At 56.5% G+C, this 19,131-nt stretch carries 14 protein-coding genes and 1 tRNA gene; 11 read left to right on the top strand and 4 right to left on the bottom strand.

From position 1 onward, the window contains the following. Positions 1–7: 7 nt before the first annotated feature. A tRNA-Asp gene (locus tag Q0Z93_RS02595) sits at positions 8–81 on the top strand. Between the two features lie 121 nt (positions 82–202). On the opposite strand, the gene Q0Z93_RS02590 is transcribed toward Q0Z93_RS02595, so the two are convergent. Continuing rightward, positions 203–1,105: a helix-turn-helix domain-containing protein gene (locus Q0Z93_RS02590; RefSeq protein ID WP_298062269.1), complete on the bottom strand. Its 903-nt coding sequence runs from the start codon at positions 1,103–1,105 to the stop codon at positions 203–205. Between the two features lie 573 nt (positions 1,106–1,678). Here Q0Z93_RS02590 and Q0Z93_RS02585 point away from each other — a divergent pair. The 4 genes from Q0Z93_RS02585 (at position 1,679) to Q0Z93_RS02570 (ending at position 5,244) form a co-directional block, all read left to right on the top strand. Beyond that, entirely contained in the window at positions 1,679–2,638 is a 960-nt protein-coding gene (locus tag Q0Z93_RS02585) for an alpha/beta hydrolase (RefSeq protein ID WP_298062267.1), read from the top strand. 5 nt (positions 2,639–2,643) lie between these two features. Further along, the gene (locus tag Q0Z93_RS02580) at positions 2,644–3,207 is read left to right on the top strand and encodes a sugar O-acetyltransferase (protein WP_298062265.1); all 564 of its coding nucleotides are present in this window, start codon (positions 2,644–2,646) and stop codon (positions 3,205–3,207) included. Between the two features lie 95 nt (positions 3,208–3,302). Beyond that, the gene (locus Q0Z93_RS02575) at positions 3,303–3,842 is read left to right on the top strand and encodes a flavodoxin family protein (protein WP_298062264.1); all 540 of its coding nucleotides are present in this window, start codon (positions 3,303–3,305) and stop codon (positions 3,840–3,842) included. A gap of 250 nt (positions 3,843–4,092) precedes the next feature. After that, positions 4,093–5,244: a metallophosphoesterase gene (locus Q0Z93_RS02570; RefSeq protein WP_298062271.1), complete on the top strand. Its 1,152-nt coding sequence runs from the start codon at positions 4,093–4,095 to the stop codon at positions 5,242–5,244. Between the two features lie 126 nt (positions 5,245–5,370). Here Q0Z93_RS02570 and Q0Z93_RS02565 read toward each other — a convergent pair whose 3' ends face one another. Beyond that, on the bottom strand, positions 5,371–6,087 hold the full coding sequence (locus tag Q0Z93_RS02565; protein ID WP_298062262.1) for an LrgB family protein: 717 nt from the start codon (positions 6,085–6,087) through the stop codon (positions 5,371–5,373). Beyond that, positions 6,074–6,457, bottom strand: a complete 384-nt coding sequence (locus Q0Z93_RS02560) for a CidA/LrgA family protein (protein WP_298062259.1) — start codon at positions 6,455–6,457, stop codon at positions 6,074–6,076. Before Q0Z93_RS02560 ends, Q0Z93_RS02565 begins: the two co-directional genes overlap by 14 nt. A gap of 400 nt (positions 6,458–6,857) precedes the next feature. On the opposite strand from Q0Z93_RS02560, the gene gdhA reads away from it, so the two are divergent. Further along, positions 6,858–8,213: an NADP-specific glutamate dehydrogenase gene (gene gdhA, locus Q0Z93_RS02555; protein ID WP_298062257.1), complete on the top strand. Its 1,356-nt coding sequence runs from the start codon at positions 6,858–6,860 to the stop codon at positions 8,211–8,213. Between the two features lie 466 nt (positions 8,214–8,679). Here the strand turns inward: gdhA and Q0Z93_RS02550 are convergent, their stop codons facing one another. Further along, positions 8,680–10,896 carry a sodium-translocating pyrophosphatase gene (locus Q0Z93_RS02550; protein WP_298062255.1) on the bottom strand — a complete coding sequence of 739 codons (2,217 nt, stop codon included), beginning with the start codon at positions 10,894–10,896 and terminating at the stop codon, positions 8,680–8,682. Between the two features lie 127 nt (positions 10,897–11,023). Here Q0Z93_RS02550 and Q0Z93_RS02545 point away from each other — a divergent pair, with 127 nt between their 5' ends. From Q0Z93_RS02545 to Q0Z93_RS02525, 5 genes are all read left to right on the top strand, one after another. Then, positions 11,024–11,560: an RNA methyltransferase gene (locus tag Q0Z93_RS02545; RefSeq protein WP_298062253.1), complete on the top strand. Its 537-nt coding sequence runs from the start codon at positions 11,024–11,026 to the stop codon at positions 11,558–11,560. 202 nt (positions 11,561–11,762) lie between these two features. Further along, positions 11,763–13,865, top strand: a complete 2,103-nt coding sequence (locus tag Q0Z93_RS02540) for a glycoside hydrolase family 2 TIM barrel-domain containing protein (RefSeq protein ID WP_298062251.1) — start codon at positions 11,763–11,765, stop codon at positions 13,863–13,865. A gap of 122 nt (positions 13,866–13,987) precedes the next feature. Continuing rightward, on the top strand, positions 13,988–15,814 hold the full coding sequence (gene mrdA, locus Q0Z93_RS02535; protein WP_298062249.1) for a penicillin-binding protein 2: 1,827 nt from the start codon (positions 13,988–13,990) through the stop codon (positions 15,812–15,814). After that, the gene (gene rodA / locus Q0Z93_RS02530; protein ID WP_298062247.1) at positions 15,795–17,252 is read left to right on the top strand and encodes a rod shape-determining protein RodA; all 1,458 of its coding nucleotides are present in this window, start codon (positions 15,795–15,797) and stop codon (positions 17,250–17,252) included. Before mrdA ends, rodA begins: the two co-directional genes overlap by 20 nt. Positions 17,253–18,018: 766 nt before the next feature. Further along, a complete protein-coding gene (locus Q0Z93_RS02525) occupies positions 18,019–19,032 on the top strand; it encodes an NAD(P)H-dependent glycerol-3-phosphate dehydrogenase (RefSeq protein WP_298062245.1) in 1,014 nt (337 codons plus the stop codon). The last annotated feature ends 99 nt before the right edge of the window (positions 19,033–19,131 follow it).

Genomic DNA, 19,131 nt, shown 5'->3' with positions numbered 1-19,131 from the left:
GCAGTCCGGTGCGGTAGTTCAGCTGGTTAGAATACCTGCCTGTCACGCAGGGGGTCGCGAGTTCGAGTCTCGTCCGCACCGCCGATGCCAACACCTTTCTTACACACGTAAGAAAGGTGTTTTTTTGTATTCAGGTAAAGAGGGGCGGGAGCCGTGAATGGCGGCCTGACGCGGAGCTCTCCCCTCGAATGCCGGAAGAGCTTTAGTTCAGGCGCCCCCGGTACTCGTTCGGCGTGCTGCCCACCACTTTCTTGAACAATCGGGTGAAATGCTGGGGATACTGGAACCCCAGTTCATAAGCAACCTGCCCGATGGTCTTTTCAGGGTCGTTCAGCCGTTCCTTGGCCGCAGCGATCACTTTGAGCTGGATATATTCCTGCGCCGTCTTACCGGTCTCTTTTTTGACCATGTCGCCGAAATAATTGGGCGACAGACACAACTCTCCCGCACAATATTTCACGGAAGGCAACCCCTCCCGCTGTGCACGGTCACTGGAAAAATAGCCGTCGAGCAGCCGCTCGAACCGGGACAGCACATCCCGATTGACTTCCGACCGCGTGATGAACTGCCGTTCGTAAAAACGCAGACAGTAATCGAGCAGCATCTCGATGTTGATGGTAATCAGACGTTTGCTGTGCCGGTCGATGGAGTTTTCCAGTTCATGTCCGATTTTATCCAGACACTCGATTACGATTCCGCGTTCCCGCTCCGAAAGGTGCAGCGCTTCGTCGGACTCATAGGAAAAGAAGGTGTACTCGTTCATATGCTGCCCCAGCGCCGTTCCCCGGATCAGGTCGGGATGGAACACCAGCGCCCACCCTTTGGGCTGGATAACCTCGCCGTTATCCTCGAACCCCACCACCTGCCCCGGCGCCACGCAAACGAGCGTTCCCTCCTGGTAGTCGTAGTAACGGCGTCCATACCTCAAATCGCCGCATTTGATCTCTTTGAGGAAAATGGCGTAGAGGCCGAACGCATACCGCATATGCCTGATCGGCTTGGCCTTTGCCATGTCGATGACGCTGATCAGCGGATGCAGCGTTTCGATCCCCAGCATCTTGTTGTACGCATCGACGGTGTCGATAGCGAGGATGTTCTTTTCCATAAGTCCGATCTTTTGGTATAGACAAAATTACGCGCTTTTCCGGTTTCCCGCTATTCCCGGAGTGCAGAATCCGTAATTCGGGTAAGAGAAACCGTAATCCATATACCCGAATGGCCGCGAAGCCGGACACACATCTCGTAACTTACAGTACGGCAAAGGAAAACACAATCTGTAATTCGGGTAGGAGAAACCGTAATCCGTCTACCGAACCGATGTGTTTATTGCGTATTTTTGTCCTGCAAAACGAAAGTCCGAACGACGGCATAGAGAATTCCCGGGGAACGAGGTGTCATACGGCGCAGGGGCATGGCGCGGGCGAAATCGAAGGGACACCGGCTATGCAAGAAGCCTGCGAAATGGGCCGCCGGGTTTGATTTTCCGAATGCCCCGCACCGAAAAACAAACGCGACGGGCACCGGTTCCGAAGTCGGAACCGTCGGTCGCTTCGGCACGATTTCGATCGACCTCTGTCTGACAACAAAAAATAGGATGAAAACGAAATTAAAATTAATCTGTCTGACGATGCTGGCTCTTGGAGCAAGCGCCTGCACCCGGACCCAAACAGAAACAGACATGGAACAAACCGAATGGGACAAAGTATTCCCGCAAAGCGACCGCGTGAATCACCGTAAAGTCACCTTTACCAACCGCTACGGCATTACGCTGGCCGCCGATCTGTACGTACCGAAAGAGGCGTCGGGCAAGCTGCCCGCTATCGCCGTAAGCGGCCCGTTCGGAGCCGTCAAGGAACAATCTTCGGGACTTTATGCACAGACGCTGGCGGAGCGCGGATTCCTGACCCTCGCTTTCGACCCCTCCTATACGGGCGAAAGCGGCGGCGAACCCCGCTATGTGGCTTCGCCCGATATCAACACCGAAGATTTCAGTGCGGCGGTGGATTACCTTTCGACCCGTGACGACGTGGATGCGGAACGCATCGGCATCCTCGGCATCTGCGGCTGGGGCGGCATCGCGATTCAGGCCGCCATCAACGACCCGCGCATCCGGGCGACGGTCGCCTCGACGATGTACGACATGACCCGCGTCAGCGCCAACGGCTATTTCGATGCGGAAAATTCCGCCGAACAGCGCAACGCCAAGCGTGCGGCGATGGCCGCACAGCGCACGGAGGACTACCGCAACGGTTCGTACAAACTCGGCGGCGGAGTCGTCGATCCTTTGCCCGCGGATGCGCCGCAATTCGTCAAGGACTACCATGCCTATTACAAAACGCCGCGAGGCTACCACAAACGTTCGCTCAACTCCAACGGCGGATGGAACGTCACCTCGACCCTCCCGTTCCTCAATTTCCGGTTCTTTGAATACGCCGATGAATTGGAGAGTGCCGTACTGATCGTCCACGGCGAAAAGGCCCACTCCCGTTACTTCGGCGAGGATACGTTCAAAAAATTGAAAGGCGACAACAAAGAGTTGCTGATTATTCCCGGCGCCAACCATACCGATCTGTACGACCGGACGGAGATCATTCCTTTCGACAAGTTGGAGTCTTTTTTCAAAGATAACTTGAAATAGCGCGTATGGATATTTTTGAAAAGATGCGCAACGGGGAGCTGATCCTCGAAAGCGACCCGGAATATCCGGTATTGTACGAAGCGCTGCTCAGAGGGATGCGGATCACGGGCGAATTGAACGCATCCTACCATACTCCGGAGCAGACCCGCGAGATTATCAGCGAACTCACCGGGCAGAAACTGGACGATTCGGTCTGGATCGTCCCTCCGTTCCACACCGATTTCGGACAGTTCATCCGTTTCGGCAAAAAGGTTTTCGTCAACAACGGATGCACATTTATGGATCGCGGCGGGATTACCCTGGAGGATGGCGTGTTCATCGGCCCGAACGTGAACCTCATTACCGAAAACCATGCGGAGCAGCCGGAGCTCCGGCATAACGTTTATGCCCGGCCGATCCGAATCAGGCGCAACGCTTGGATCGGGGCTGCGGCGGTCGTTCTGCCGGGCGTGACGATCGGAGAGAATGCGATCGTGGCTGCCGGGGCGGTGGTTACGAAAGATGTCCCTGACGATACGATCGTCGGAGGGGTTCCGGCCCGAGAGATCCGGAAAATCAAAACCGAATGACGGGCACGGGCCGGTTATCATCGATAACCGGCCCGTTTGTAAAACGGCCAAACGGACTTGGCCGCCAACGATTATACTTACCGAACGCAAAAAAGATGGGTAAAAACATATTGATTCTTTCCTCCAGCCCGCGGCGCGGCGGCAATTCCGACTTGCTGTGCGAGCGTTTCCTGGCCGGGGCGGCAGAAGCCGGGCACCGGGTCGAGAAGATTTTTCTGAAAGACTTCCGGATCGGATACTGCACCGGGTGCGGAATTTGCTATAATGGAGAAAAACCTTGTCCCCAGCAGGACGACGCACCGGAAATATTGCAGAAAATGGTCGACGCGGACGTCATCGTAATGGCCACCCCGGTCTATTTCTATACGCTCAGCGCCCAGATGAAAACGCTGATCGACCGGGCCTGCGCCCGCTATTTGGAAATGAAAGACAAAGAATTTTTCTTTATCGTGACTGCCGCCGAACAGAGCATTCCGGCTATGGAGCGCACGATAGAGTGTTTCCGCGGTTTCCTCGACTGTATAGAGAATCCCCGGGAGCGAGGCGTCATTTACGGCGTAGGAGCATGGCGCGCGGGCGAAATCGTCGGAACACCTGCCATGGAGCAGGCTTACGAAGCCGGACTGAACGTATAGATTCGCGAACCGTTATGGACACTTTAAGCAACGGCGTCGGAATGCCGATCCCCGGCTCACATCGAACGGAAGAAAGCAAATCCGGATGTTTTTCGACTTGGCGCTTTCGGGAGGAGAAATGGCCGCGATCGCCGAGCTGGACAAAGGCGGAAGCCTTTGGGTTCACACGATGACCCGCAAACCGTGGGGTTCCTGATCGGAGTGGACAAATAAAACCCGAGATTTGCAATTTGCTTTAGAAAAACAGGCCATGATTCTTTTCCTCGTCGTTTTCGTTTTGCTGCTTCTGCTGCCCGACCTCTATATCTGGTTCGCATTCGTGCGGGAAACCGCTCCGGCATGCTGGAGCACGGCCTACTGGCTGCCCACGGCGCTGGCGTTCGCCGCCGCAGGAGCCTGGGGGGCCGGGTGTCATCAGGAGTGGCTGATAAAACTCTTTTTCGGACTGTTGCTGTGCGTCGCCGTACCCAAACTCCTCTTTACGGTCATTTCGCTTGCGGGACGCGGGATAGGAAGTTTCGTACCCTATGCCTCGACCGTCGGGAATATAACCGGTATCGTGGTCGGCGCTGCCACCTGTGCCGCTTTTGTCTACGGCTTTACGCACGGTTGGAAACGGCTTGAGGTCAAGGAAGTCACCTTGGTGTCGTCCAGGCTTCCGGCAGCCTTCGACGGTTACCGCATCGTGCAGCTCTCCGACCTGCATATCGGCACGTTCGGCAGCGACACGGGCTTCGTCCGGGAACTGGTCGGACGCGTGAATGCCTTGCAGCCGGATATGATCGTCTTCACGGGCGACTTAGTCAACAACTCGCCCGGCGAACTCGATCCCTTTCTGGAGATTCTGCCGCAGTTGAAGGCTCCCGACGGAGTTTTCTCGATCCTTGGCAACCACGACTACTGCACTTACCGGCATTACGACACGGCTGACGGGGCGGCGCGCAGCTTGGCGGAGTTGAAACGCCTCCAGAGGAGCTTCGGGTGGGATTTGTTGCTGAACGGGAATCGGATGATTCGACGCGGCAGTGACAGTATCGTCTTGATCGGGGTGGAGAACGACGGTCGGCCTCCCTTTCCTTCGCGCGGCGATTTGACTGAAGCGACGGAAGGAATTCCCGACGATGCTTTCAAAATCCTGCTGAGCCACGACCCGAGCCACTGGCGGCGCGAGGTGCTGCCCGCCACGGACATCGACCTGACGCTTTCGGGCCATACCCATGCCATGCAGTTGATGATCGGGGGCTTTTCACCCGCCCGATGGAGTTATCCCGAATGGGGAGGCCTCTACCGGCATGGGGAGCAGACGCTGTACGTGTCGCTCGGGGCGGGAGGTACCGTGCCGTTCCGCTTCGGTGCCTGGCCCGAGATCAATGTCATTACGCTGTACAAAACCGTTTTATGAAAGTTCGGTCGCCGGGTACGCTCTAAAGGATTCGGGGACGAGAGGCGGCCGGAAAAGCGCCTCTTCCCGCATAAAACGTGAACTTTTCCCGTCCGGCAGACCTGACCGGTTCCGGAACGCACGAGGCTATAAAATACATTCGATCACCGGCACTAACAGAGCCGTCGCCAGCCCCATCAAACCGATGGCAAGACCGCTTACCGCCCCTTCGACCGCTCCCATCTCCATCGCTTTGGCCGTTCCCACGCCATGGGCGGCCGACCCCATGGCCAATCCCTTGGCTATCTTGCTGGTGATTTTTAATTTACGAAGGACGAACGGCCCGACGATGCTTCCGAAAATACCGGTCAGGATGACCACAATAGCCGTCAGCGAGCCGATCCCTCCCGAACGCTCGGAAATGGACATTGCGATCGGTGTCGTGACCGATTTCGGCACTATCGACGCTTCGATTGTCGCGCCGGCTCCGAAAAGCCGGATAATCCCGATCACGCTCACGATTCCCACGACACTCCCCACCACGACCGAAGTGACGATCGACACCGCATTGGCCTTGAGCTGTTCCACCTGCCGGTAAAGCGCATAGCCGAGCGCCACCACCGACGGCCCGAGCATAAAATCGATCAATGCCGTTGCATCGTGATACTGTTCGTAGGAAATGCCCGTGGCCAGCAGGAAAACGATGATCACCGCTCCCGATGTAAGCAGCGGGTGCAGCAGGCCGATCCGCGTGCGCCGGAACAGCCATAGCGACAGCACGTAAATCCCTATGGTGAAAGTGAGCAGGAAAATCTGCGAGCCGACGAGTACTCCCAACGCCTCGAATGTATTATCGAGTTTCATGGCCGCCCTCCCGGATTTTTCGTTTTCGCTTGCGTATTTCCATCCGTTGCTGCGTCACGGCCACCACGGCCACGATCAATACTGTGCTGACCGCCGCCGAGACCAGAATGGCGGTCAGGTTGGCCGAGATCAGTCCCACGGAGGTGATCAGCCCTACCGCTGCCGGCAGGAAAAAGAGCACCATATTGTCGAGCAGGAGTTCAGACACCCGGCTCACCTGCTCCGGCCGAAGCCATCCGGATGCCAGTGCCATGAACAGCAATGCCATGCCCAGCACACTGCCGGGAATAATCCCGCCGATCAGCACGCTCACCCCGAGGCCCAGCAAATAGAAAAACAGCAGCCAAAACGATTGTACCAAAAATCCCATACCGCAAAGATACGTCAAAGAGGCGGAATGCGGACGACGAAATGGAACCGGATTTTGTGCGGTCGCTTCCTTGCTCGACCCCAGACGTGTTTTGGCATCCGATTCGGCTATTCAGACCCTTTTTTAGACATCACCCGCTCCGCAACTGATCCGTCAAGAGTGGTGTGCGGAATTATCCGTGAAGCCGTCGCGAACGATAAAATCTCCGAAGACAGCATTTCCGGGTTGCGGGATTTCCCTACCGACCACCCCGATCTGGATCTGAATCAGATCGATGAATAACAATCTGTTACAAATTTTCCTTATGATGTTAAAAATCGCACAATCGAACGCAAAACTCGTTTAAAGTCCTACTTTTGCAACATTCAAGTGAGATTTCAAACTGTAAACCGAGAAACCGATGGAAAAACAAGTCCAGCAGTACATCAGCGATTTTATGTCGCACATCGAGGCCAAAAACCCGAATGAACCGGAATTTCATCAGGCTGTCCATGAGGTGGTCGAAAGCCTGGCCCCGTATATTATCGAGAATCCTGTCCTGATGAAAATGAAAGTGCTGGAACGCATCGCCGAGCCGGAACGCGTGATTATCTTCCGAGTGCCGTGGGTCAATGACCGGGGCGAGGTGGAAATCAACCGCGGCTACCGGATTCAGATGAACAGCGCCATCGGGCCTTACAAGGGGGGCCTGCGGTTCCATGCTTCGGTGAACCTCAGTATTCTGAAGTTCCTGGCTTTTGAACAGACGTTCAAAAATGCGTTGACTACGCTGCCGATGGGCGGCGGCAAGGGAGGTTCTGATTTCAACCCGAAGGGGAAATCGGATAACGAGGTGATGCGCTTTTGTCAGAGCTTCGCTACCGAACTCCAGCGGCACATCGGGGCCGACACGGACGTGCCGGCGGGGGACATCGGTGTGGGAGCGCGTGAGATCGGCTTCCTGTTCGGCCAGTACAAGCGATTGCGCAATGAGTTTACCGGGACTTTGACCGGGAAAGGGCTTGATTGGGGGGGGAGCCCGCTCAGACCGGAGGCGACGGGGTACGGGGTGAGTTATTTTGCGCAGGAGATGCTCGCTACGCGGGGCGACAGTCCGGCGGGGAAAGTGGTGGCGATCTCCGGTTCGGGGAACGTGGCGCAGTATGCCATCCAGAAAATGACCCAACTGGGGGCGAAAGTGGTGACTGCTTCGGATTCGTCGGGCTACATCTACGATCCGGATGGTATCGATGCCGACAAGTTAGATTATATCCTGGAGTTGAAGAATATCTACCGCGGCCGCATCAGCGAATATGCGGAACGGTATCCGAGTGCGAAGTACTACCCTGGGGAGCGGCCGTGGGGGGTGAAGTGCGACATTGCCATGCCGTGTGCTACGCAGAACGAACTGAACGGGGAGGATGCGGCGAAATTGATTGCGAACGGCTGTATTTGTGTGGCGGAAGGGGCCAATATGCCTTCTACGCCGGAGGCGGTTCATGCGTTCCAGCAGCACAAGTTGCTCTATTCTCCGGGCAAGGCTTCCAATGCGGGCGGGGTGGCTACGTCCGGACTGGAAATGACCCAGAATTCCGAACGGTTGAAATGGAGCCCGGAAGAGGTGGACGAGAAACTCCGTTCGATCATGAAGAATATCCATTCGGTGTGTGTCGAGTACGGGACGGAGCCGGACGGGTATGTCAATTATGTGAAGGGGGCGAATATCGCGGGGTTCCGGAAGGTGGCCAATGCTATGCTGGCTCAGGGAATCGTATAGTATCTCTGTTTTATCGATTGCGTTTTCAGGCCGGTCCCGCATGCGGAGACCGGCCTGAAAACGTATAAGGGGAGCCGGTCTGCTTGCCTTTCCGGTGCGTAATGGCTGGTACTTTCACGCCCCAAAATTACCTTGAAAGGGTGTTCGGGGCGGGTTTATTACTTCTGAATTATTTTCCGCTGGGCACCGAACCGATCAGTTTGTTCGGTCAAAAAGCCTCGCAAGCTCCGACCCGAAAGGGCAGTGGAATTTTCTTCGAGTAAACTCCCCGGATCGAGTGCCGAGCGGCACCCCTCCGCACGGTGAAGCTCCGGCACCGCAGTGCCACGCCCGCAAAACAAATCGATTTTTTCCGACCAAGTATGAGAGTGTCCGCCTTTTTTTCGGTCGAACCGACCATGAAAAAACGTCAGCCACCCGAATCGATTCGGGTGGCTGACGTGCGAAAAAAGACCGTAAGTCCCTGTTAGAGAATGCTGAACGCCACCGTCAAACCCGCCATCACGATCGCCACCATACTCATCAACTTGATCAAGATGTTGAGCGACGGCCCGGAAGTATCCTTGAACGGATCCCCCACCGTGTCCCCCACGACGGTAGCCTTATGAGAATCCGACCCTTTGCCGCCGAGATTCCCCTCTTCGATGTACTTCTTGGCATTGTCCCAGGCCCCGCCGGAGTTAGCCATGAAAATCGCCAGCACGAACCCCGCGCCGAGGCCGCCGACCAGCAATCCCAGCACACCTGCAACCCCGAACACGATCCCCGTCACGATCGGCGCCACGATCGCCAGAATCGACGGCAGGAGCATCTCCCGCTGCGCCCCCTTGGTCGAGATCGCCACGCAACGCGCATAGTCCGGCGTCGCCTCGCCCGTCAGAATCCCTTTGATTTCGCGGAACTGCCGCCGCACCTCTTCGACCATCGACTGCGCCGCACGCCCCACCGCATTCATCGTCAGCCCGCAGAAAACGAACGCCATCATCGAACCGATGAAAACCCCGATCAGCACCTTCGGATTCATCAGATTGACCTGATAGTACTCCATGAAATCCGGCAGCGTCGCCTGTTCGACCGGCACCATATTCCCCAGCACCTCGATCGTTTTCACACCGATATGTTGCAACCCCATCTTGATCTCTTCCAGATACGACGCCATGAGCGCCAGTGCCGTCAGCGCCGCCGAACCGATGGCAAAACCCTTGCCCGTCGCCGCCGTGGTATTCCCCAGCGCATCCAGCGCATCCGTCCGTTTGCGCACCTCAGCCCCCAGACCGCTCATCTCCGCATTGCCGCCCGCATTGTCCGCAATCGGCCCGTAAGCGTCCGTAGCCAGCGTAATTCCCAGCGTCGAGAGCATCCCGACCGCTGCGATCCCGATCCCGTACAGCCCCAGCGACAGGTTGCCCGGGGTCAGCATATCCGTCACCTCGAAATTGATGGCGCACAGGAAAGCCAGAATAATCGCCGCCGCAATGGTAATCACCGGAATCGCCGTCGAGAGCATCCCGAGGCCGATCCCCGAAATAATCACCGTCGCCGGCCCCGTCTGCGAGCTTTCGGCCACTTTCCGGGTCGGTTTATACGACTGCGAAGTGTAGTATTCCGTAGACTGTCCGATAATGATCCCGGCCACCAAGCCGCAGATCACCGAGAACGAAATGCCCAGCCAGTTTTCCAATCCTAACAGATACAGAATGACGAACGTCGCTACCGCGATCAAGACGGAACTGGTATTGACCCCCAGGCCCAGAGACCGGAGCAGCGTTTTCATCGTCGCCCCCTCCTTGGTCTTGACCAAGTAGATGCCGATGATCGAGAGCAGAATCCCGACCGCTGCGATCAGCATCGGTGCCAGCACTGCCCGCAGCTGCATTTCCGGCGCTATGGCGAAAGCCGAAGCCCCCAATGCCGCGGTGGCCAGTATCGAGCCGCAGTAGCTTTCGTAGAGGTCTGCCCCCATCCCGGCCACGTCGCCCACATTATCCCCCACGTTATCCGCAATGGTAGCCGGATTGCGCGGGTCGTCTTCCGGAATCCCGGCTTCGACTTTCCCCACGAGATCCGCCCCCACGTCCGCAGCTTTGGTATAGATCCCTCCCCCCACTCTGGCGAATAACGCCTGCGTGGAAGCTCCCATACCGAAGGTCAGCATGGTAGTCGTGATAATCACCAGTTTCTGGGTAGTGGCAATGTCATCGTAGAACCACTCCAGCACCAAGTACCACGCCGATATATCCAGCAGTCCGAGGCCCACGACCACCAGTCCCATCACAGCCCCCGACCGGAAAGCGACTTTCAGCCCCCGGTTCAAGGATTCGGATGCGGCATGTGCGGTTCGCGCCGAAGCGTAAGTGGCGGTCTTCATGCCGATATACCCCGCCAGCCCCGAGAAAAAGCCCCCGGTCAAGAACGCGAACGGCACCCACGGATTCTGCACCCCGAATCCGTATGCCAATACCGCGAAGAAAGCGCACAACACCAGAAACACGATCCCGACGATCTTGTACTGCTGTTTCAGATAGGCCATGGCACCGCTGCGTACATGCCCGGCGATGGTTTTCATGATTTCGGTGCCTTCGCTCTGCTGCTTCATATGCACGAAGAAGTACCGGGCAAAGCACAAGGCGATGATTGCGGCGCAAGGTACGAGCCAAAAAATCAGAGGAATATTTGTACTCATAAGCATTTAGGGTTTTTAGGTTGTTTTTTCCGATGAAAGATAGCGATTTTTACAATACGACGTTCGCGCAGTGTATTTTTTCGGATTATTTTTGCCGGACGAATCGGAGGCTTATTTCGGGAATGATATGCAGAAAATAACGAACGAGGAACTGGGGCGGCCCACGCCCGAAGAGTTTGCGATGCAGCGGAAACTGCCGCTGACCGTGGTATTGGACAATGTGCGGAGCGCCAACAATGTGGGGGCATTTTTCCGGACAGGCGACGCGTTCGGTATCGAGCGGATCGTGTTGTGTGGAATCAGTGCGGTTCCTCCGTCGCGGGAGATTCACAAGAGTGCGCTGGGAGCGGAGTTCACGGTGGCCTGGGAATACGCCTCTTCGACTGTCGAGGCGGTGTCCCGGCTTCGTGCCGAAGGATATTGCGTGCTGGCGGTCGAACAGGTGCGGGGGGCGGTTTCGCTCGATGAGCTGGAAGCGGCTGCGTTCGGCGGCTTGGGAAAGTTCGCGCTGGTGTTCGGCAACGAGGTGGACGGAGTGCGGCAAGAGGTGGTCGACTTGTGTCACGGGGCGGTCGAAATCCCGCAGGTGGGAACCAAACATTCGCTGAACGTGGCGGTAAGCGGTGGAGTGGTACTGTGGGAATTTTTCCGGCAGTTGCGGTGACGTTCGGGGGCGAAATCTGGCCGAACGGCGAAGCGCACAGCGTGCCGTCCGCAGACAGAAGATCACCGACCGGCGGAAAGCGGTACGCATCCGCGCCGGGGGCGTCCGGCATTCCCCTTTGCCGGCTTAGAGCGCAGGAAACATTGTGTCTGTCGATTGTTCGCCGCTTTCACTATCTTTGTACTCCGACACATATACCGTTATGAAAAGATATTTATTCAGCCTGACAGCTTTCGTTCTTTCTGCCGCCGCATACGCCCAGCGGGAGAGCGTCAGCCTCGACCGGGGGTGGAGCTATACTCCCGGTTGGGTGATGAGCCTCACTGACGCCGGACGGCCTGTCGATCTTCCGCACACCTGGAACACCGATGCCCTGGGCGCCCGGCCCGACTACTACCGCGGTGTGGGGAACTACCTCAAAATCATTGAGATACCTGAAGAATGGCAAGGAAGGCGCCTGTTCCTGCGGTTCGGAGGGGCCAATTCGGTCTGCAACCTCTACGTCAACGGCAAGCACGCCGGAGAACACCGGGGAGGGTACACCGCTTTTGCCTGCGAGATCACTCGCCACGTCAATTTCGGCGGTCGGAACACGCTGTTAGTGAAGGTCAACAACTCCCCTGCCCTCGATTTGCTGCCCCTGACCGGCGACTTCAATATCTACGGCGGCCTTTACCGCAGCGTCGAACTCGTCACCACCCCTGCTACGCATATCGCGCTGGACGATTACGGCTCGTGCGGGCTGTATGTCACTCCCACCCATGTTTCCGCTGCCCAGGCCGACATCAATACTTTGGTCGGTGTGCGCGGCGGGAGCGGGGAGATGGCCGTGGTTACTTTCGTTCTGCGCGACGGCGAAGGAAACACTCTCGATTCGCTCACCCGACGCGTCAAACTCGACAGCAAAGGGTGCGCCGACATCGCGGCCAGTTTCGGCATCTCGCAGCCCCGGCTGTGGAGTACGGACGATCCCTATCTGTACGATATGGAGGCCCGCGTGAGTGGTTCCGGCGGCTATGATACCGTGAAACAGAGTTTCGGCGTGCGCTGGTTTTCGGTGGACGACCAAAACCGGTTTCTGCTTAACGGGAATCCTGTGCGTATTCAGGGTGTCTGCCGCGTCGAGGATTGGGACGGCATCGGGAACGCCCTCAGGCCCCAGAATCACCGGCGCGACGTGGAACTGATGAAAGAGATGGGGGTGAATGCCGTGCGGTGCGCTTATTTTCCGAACGACCCTTATTTCCTCGACCTTTGCGACAGGGCCGGGATTCTCGTCTGGAGCGAGATCCCGCTGGTCGGTGCGGGGCAGTACCGCGACAAGGGGTTCAGCGACAGCGAAGGCTTTTGGAACGACGCCCGGCGGCAGCTGCGCGAGATGATCCATCAGTTTTACAATCATCCGAGTGTCGTCTGGTGGGGTATTTTCGACCAACTGACCCAGCGCGGCGACGATCCCCTGACACTGGTGCGCGAATTGAACAAGATCGCCCGCGAGGAGGGAGGCGGCCGGCTGACTGTGGCGGCCAGCAATCAGGACGGCGACCTGAATTTCGTCACCGATCTCATCGGTTTCAATCAGTTTATGGGGTGGATTTCGGGACAGCCAGAGGATTTCGCCGGTTGGACTTCTGACCTGCGCAAAGGGTTTCCGACTCTCAAGAGCGGCGTGAGCGAATATGGGGCCGGAGCCAGTGTCTACCAGTGGGAGGACAGTCTCTGCCGGCCCGACTATGCCGGGGCGTGGCATCCGGAACAGTGGCAGACCGCCCTGCATGAGACTTATTGGAGTGTGATCGCCTCCAAACCCAGTTTTTGGGGCACTTTCGTCTGGACGATGTTCGACTACGGCGCCGCCCACCGCACCGACGGAGCGAGGCCGGGGGTGGCGGACTACGGGCTGGTCACTTTCGACCGCAGCGTGCGCAAGGACGCTTTCTACTTCTATAAGGCGAACTGGAATGCCTCCGAACCATTCGTCCATATCGTCGACAAACGGTACGACGTGAGGCGCAATCCGAGTCAGACGCTGCGCGTCTTTTCAAACCAGAACGATGTGGAGCTGTTCGTGAACGGCGTTTCGCAGGGCCTGCGCGTGAACGACGGACTGGGACGTTTCGTCTGGGAAAATGTGGCGTTGAGGCGGGGGGCGAATACTGTCGAGGCGGTCGATCCGATGACGGGCCGACGGGACAAGGCCGTGATCACGATCCGGCCGCAGACCGTTCTGCCCGAACCTTCGCTGCCCGGCGGAGCGGGACGCAGCACGCCGTCCTCCCGGCTCCGGCCTGCGAATAAACAGTAGAGACGGGGGCCTGCTTCGTCTGTTCATGCGGATTTTTTACTGGTTACGCGCCGATCCGACTTCGGAGGAACAGACGACAGGCGGAGGCCGGCATGCTATGGCTTCCGCAACAACGAAAAACCATGAAGACCGTATATAACCGACAAAAAATACTTCAAATCTGTCTGTTCCTCGTAGTGTTCGTCATCATCGGGCGGCTGTTCTGGCTTCAGGTGATCGACAGCGATTACAAAGACTTCGCGCGGAACAATGCCATGCGTTACATGGTGCAGTATCCTCCGCGCGGAGAAGTGTACGACCGCAACGGCGAATTTTTGGTCCAGAGCACCGAATCGTATGACCTGATGGTCATCCCCCGCGACGTCGAACCGTTCGACACGGTCGATCTGGCCAATACCCTCGGCGTCACTGCCGAAGAGATTCGCAAGGCCCTCGACAAAGCGAGACGCTACTCCAAGCGCCGCCCTTCGATGATCTTCAAGCAGCTCTCCAAGGAAGTCAAACTCAAACTCGACGAACGCCATCCGGTAGGCTTTTACACCCAGTACCGCACCTCGCGCACCTATCCCCGCAAGATTGCGGGCAATTTGCTGGGTTACATCAACGAAGTGGACGAAGCGACCATCAAGCGCGACCCGTATTACCGGATGGGCGACTACATCGGCAAAAGCGGCATCGAAAAGTCGTACGAAAAGTATCTTCGCGGCCGCAAAGGAGTGAAAGTCGAACTGGTCGATGTATACGGCATGCCGCAGGGCTCCTATGCCGACGGACGATACGACACCCTGCCGGTGCCGGGACGGGCCATCACCTGCACGATCGACGCCGGATTGCAGCAACTGGCGGAAGAACTGATGGCCGGAAAGGTCGGGTCGGTGGTGGCCATCGAGCCTGCCACCGGGGAAATCCTCGTGATGGCCAGCAGCCCCAGTTACGACCCGGATAAACTGGTGGGCAGGGACTTGGGGAACAATTACATGGAACTGCTGCGCAACCGGAGGCACCCGCTGTTCAACCGCGCCGTGATGTCGCGCTATCCTCCCGGGTCGACTTTCAAGGTCGTCAACGGCCTGATCGGGATGCAGGAGGGAGTCACGCTGCCCGGCGATTTACATCCCTGCCACAATGGCTATACCATCGGACGGGGCGTGAAATGCCACAGCCACCTCTCGCCTCTGAACCTCGTGCAGGCTACGGCTAACTCGTGCAACGCCTATTTCTGCTACGTGCTGCGCGACATCCTCGACAACCGCGCCTACGGCGGCATCACCCGGGGCGGATTCGACCGGTGGCGCGAATACGTCAAGAGCTTCGGCTTCGGCCGCAAATTGGAATCCGACTTCTGGGATGAACTGGCCGGCTATGTGCCTACCTCCGAATTTTACGACCGCCGTTATCGCGGAAGTTGGAATTCGCTGACCGTCATCTCGCTGGCCATCGGCCAGGGCGAACTGGGCGTTACTCCGCTGCAGCTGGCGAACCTGGGGGCCACTATCGCTAACCGGGGATACTACTATATTCCGCACGTGGTGAAGAAGATCGCCGGGCTGGACTCCATCGACGCCCGGTTCTACGAGAAGAATTACACCCAGGTCGATCCCAAACATTTCGAGCCGATCGTCGAAGGGATGTACCAGGCGGTGAACGTGGCCGGCACGGCCACCCGTTTCGCGGTGCCGGGGCTGGACATCTGCGGCAAGACCGGCACCGCCCAGAACCCGAACGGCGCCGACCATTCGACATTCCTTTGCTTCGCTCCGCGGGACAACCCGAAGATCGTCGTCTCCGTGTATGTCGAGCACGGCCGCTTCGGGGCCACCGCAGCCGCACCTATCGCCAGCCTGCTGGTGGAACAATACCTGACGGACACGATCCGCCGGCCCGAAATGATGCAGCAGATCAAAGAGATGAACATAGCCTATCCGATGTATGACAAACGAGGTAAATAAAGGCGGGGGGGGGCGTTTGTTCGCCTCCGACATTGACTGGTGGACGGTCGGCATCTACGTCCTGATGGTCTTTTTCGGATGGCTGAATATCTACGCGGCCGTCTACAACGAAGAACAGGCCGGCATCTTCGACCTCTCGCAGCGCTACGGCATGCAGATGCTCTGGATCGGCATAGGCTTCTTCCTCGCCATCTCCATTCTGTTGATCGACGGCAAATACTGGCACATGCTGGCCTACCCGTTCTATTTCGCGATGTTGGGGGTGATGCTTTTCGTGCTGTTGTTCGGCCGGGAGATCAACGGGGCCAAGGCATGGCTTGTCGTCGGGCCGGTGCAAATACAGCCCGCCGAATTTATGAAATTCGTCACGGCGCTGGCGCTGGCCCGGTATATGAGTGCCTATAATTTCGATCTGCACAGCGGCAGGGCTTTGTATTACATCGGCTTGATCATCGGGATTCCGGTACTGCTGATCCTCGCCCAGAACGATACCGGATCGGCTCTGGTTTTCGCCGCCTTTTTTCTGATGCTCTATCGGGAAGGGTTCGGCTCTGGGTTGTATGTAGTGGTGCTGATGCTGATTTTCTTATTCATTATTTCGTTCCTGCTCGAACCGCTGCCGATTCTTTTTATCGTGCTGCTGCTGTGCCTGACGGCGCAGGGGGCCGTCAACCGGAACTGGCGCGACACTTTGCGGTACTTCGCTCTGGTTTTGCTGTTGGGGATCGTCCTGTTCGTCGCGCTCACCTTTCTCGGAACGACGGTCAGCCTTTACCATGCGATGCTCGGCGGCGTGGCCTTGTCCGTACCCTGGCTCGTGCGGTACGCCGTGCGGCGGCATGTGCCCAATTTGTGGCAGTTCGCCTTGCTTTTCGCCGGAGCGGTTCTTTTCACCGGGGTGGTCGATTATGTTTTCAACAACGTCCTGCAAGTTCATCAGCAGAAACGTATTCTCGATTTGCTGGGCATCGAGAACGATCCGCACGGCTGGAGTTACAATGTCATCCAGTCCAAGATCGCCATCGGTTCCGGAGGATTTTTAGGCAAGGGTTTTCTGGGGGGGACTCAGACGCGTTTCAGTTTCGTGCCGGAACAGAGTACCGACTTCATCTTCTGCACTGTCGGCGAAGAATGGGGCTTCGTGGGATCGCTGGGGGTGGTACTGCTGTTCCTGTTTCTGATCTTGCGGCTGATGCGGATGGGCGAACGGCAGAAAGAACCTTTCGGACGAATTTACTGCTATTCTGTCGCGGCCATATTTTTCATGCATTTCGTCATCAATATCGGGATGACTGTCGGACTGTTTCCGGTGGTGGGGATTCCTCTGCCTTTTTTCAGTTACGGCGGTTCCAGTCTGATGGCTTTTACCATATTGCTGTTCGTTGCCGTGCGGATCGATGCTTCGCAGTACGACGAGAGCGCGCGTAAACTGCTGTAGCGGCAGCAGGGAGTATTCCTTGCCCGCCGGAACTTTTGTCGGCAATGATCCTCTATGACTTCCAATGACAGCCCGAAGCCACTTTCGGCGTAAGACAGGTACAGAGAGACTTGGCATTCAGAGATAAGATGCTGGAATATCCAGCGAGATTCCACTATGGTACAATTAAACTTGCGCAAAACGCAACAAAACAATGTTTCAATTCCAGGATGGTACGATTAATCAATTCTCAAGGTAGTTATTTTTATTTAAATCCGGCAGGGATTTTTCCCTGCTGGATTTGAAAATTACCGTTTTTCGGCAATCAATCGGATGCTGTAATGTCCGAAAGTAAGCATAAGAAGTATTTTCATAGCTTATTTTTTAGTTGAACTTTTGTGTTGGTAATTTGGTAAATATATCTAATATAATTACCTTTGAAAATCCAGTTGAAATGGGGGCAGTCCGTTTTTAACCGGAGAAATGCCAGAATTACCGTCTGGCATTTTGTTGTTTAAATAGATTGTTTCTACATTGTGTGTTTGTTTTTACCGATTGTATTGTTACGTTTAAAAAGATCATTTCAATTGCAAATGTAGTCCATTTTTTTGAATCACCAAATAATCGATAAGATATGATGTGATATTATTGAAAAATATAATATTCAGACAATCCGAACAACGCCCGTCTTTCCGTTCTTCTTTTTCTGCAAACCGCTGAAAAGTGTTATCTTTACCTTTGCAAATCGTCCAGGAGACAAATTGTCCCCGGAGGCTAAACCTGAGAGATGCCACAAACCCGGATAAGTAAAGATTCCATTTGCGCCGTCGTCGGTTACGGCAGCTGGGCCACCGCCATCGTCAAAATATTGTTGGAGAACGGCAGCACCGTCCGCTGGCACGTCCGCAACCCGGAAGTCAAGGCTCACCTGACGGCCCACCGCACCAATCCCAAGTACCTCAGCCAGGTGCACTTCTTCACCGACCGGCTGCAGGTCAGCGATGACATACGTTCCGTGGTGCGCGACAGCGATGTGATCATCTTCGCCGTACCTTCCGCTTTCCTCGGGCTTACTTTGGAACCGCTCGACCGCCGTGCGCTGGACGGAAAATTCATCGTCTCCGCCATCAAGGGGATTGTTCCTGACGGGTATGTTACCGTCGCCGAATGGCTCAACCAACGTTACGGCGTACCCTTCGACCGCATCGGAATCGTGACCGGGCCGTGCCATGCAGAAGAAGTCGCCCTCGAACGCTTGTCGTACCTGACCATGGTATGCAAAGACCCGGCGACGGCTGATCTGCTGGGCGAAAAATTTGCGAACGACTATATCCGGGTTACGATATCGGCAGATATATACGGAGCAGAGTATGCGGCAGTACTGAAGAATATTTATGCCATTGCTGTCGGAATAGCGCATGGGTTGGGATACGGCGACAATTTCCTCGCCGTGCTTATTTCCAATGCAGCGCTGGAAATGGAACGATTCCTCAGCTCCACTTTCGACGCCGAGCGGAACGTCTGCAACTCGGCTTATTTGGGAGATCTGCTGGTGACGTGCTATTCGCAGTTCAGCCGCAACCGGACCTTCGGCGTCATGATCGGCAAGGGGTATTCGGTGCGGAACGCCCAGATGGAGATGAACATGGTCGCGGAGGGATACTACGCCGCAGATTGTATCCACAGGCTGCAATCCCGGTTCGGAATCGATATGCCGATCGCCGAAGCCGTGTATGGCATACTTTATGAGCGGAAAAGCCCGGTCGACCAACTCAAAGGGATATTGGATCGGCTTAGATAAGCATATCGGGGCCGGAATGCCAAGTCTTCGGCGGCAGGGCGGGAGGCTGGCTTGCAGGCTCTCGCCGGCAATCCGGCTTGGCTGCTGTCACGGAAATAC

The sequence above is a fragment of the uncultured Rikenella sp. genome, assembly GCF_947628055.1.
GTDB lineage: Bacteria > Bacteroidota > Bacteroidia > Bacteroidales > Rikenellaceae > Rikenella.
The sequence above is the reverse complement of the archived record's forward strand: the minus strand, read 5'-3'. Positions and strand labels throughout refer to the sequence as shown.

Excerpts from the sequence above, each read along its gene's own strand:
- Q0Z93_RS02525 (WP_298062245.1), top strand. The coding sequence starts at position 18,019 with ATGCCACAAACCCGGATAAGTAAAGATTCCATTTGCGCCGTCGTCGGT.
- Q0Z93_RS02550 (WP_298062255.1), bottom strand. The coding sequence starts at position 10,896 with ATGAGTACAAATATTCCTCTGATTTTTTGGCTCGTACCTTGCGCCGCA.
- Q0Z93_RS02560 (WP_298062259.1), bottom strand. The coding sequence starts at position 6,457 with ATGGGATTTTTGGTACAATCGTTTTGGCTGCTGTTTTTCTATTTGCTG.
- rodA (WP_298062247.1), top strand. The coding sequence starts at position 15,795 with ATGACAAACGAGGTAAATAAAGGCGGGGGGGGGCGTTTGTTCGCCTCC.
- Q0Z93_RS02565 (WP_298062262.1), bottom strand. The coding sequence starts at position 6,087 with ATGAAACTCGATAATACATTCGAGGCGTTGGGAGTACTCGTCGGCTCG.
- Q0Z93_RS02570 (WP_298062271.1), top strand. The coding sequence starts at position 4,093 with ATGATTCTTTTCCTCGTCGTTTTCGTTTTGCTGCTTCTGCTGCCCGAC.
- gdhA (WP_298062257.1), top strand. The coding sequence starts at position 6,858 with ATGGAAAAACAAGTCCAGCAGTACATCAGCGATTTTATGTCGCACATC.
- Q0Z93_RS02580 (WP_298062265.1), top strand. The coding sequence starts at position 2,644 with ATGGATATTTTTGAAAAGATGCGCAACGGGGAGCTGATCCTCGAAAGC.
- mrdA (WP_298062249.1), top strand. The coding sequence starts at position 13,988 with ATGAAGACCGTATATAACCGACAAAAAATACTTCAAATCTGTCTGTTC.
- Q0Z93_RS02590 (WP_298062269.1), bottom strand. The coding sequence starts at position 1,105 with ATGGAAAAGAACATCCTCGCTATCGACACCGTCGATGCGTACAACAAG.
- Q0Z93_RS02545 (WP_298062253.1), top strand. The coding sequence starts at position 11,024 with ATGCAGAAAATAACGAACGAGGAACTGGGGCGGCCCACGCCCGAAGAG.
- Q0Z93_RS02585 (WP_298062267.1), top strand. The coding sequence starts at position 1,679 with ATGGAACAAACCGAATGGGACAAAGTATTCCCGCAAAGCGACCGCGTG.
- Q0Z93_RS02575 (WP_298062264.1), top strand. The coding sequence starts at position 3,303 with ATGGGTAAAAACATATTGATTCTTTCCTCCAGCCCGCGGCGCGGCGGC.
- Q0Z93_RS02540 (WP_298062251.1), top strand. The coding sequence starts at position 11,763 with ATGAAAAGATATTTATTCAGCCTGACAGCTTTCGTTCTTTCTGCCGCC.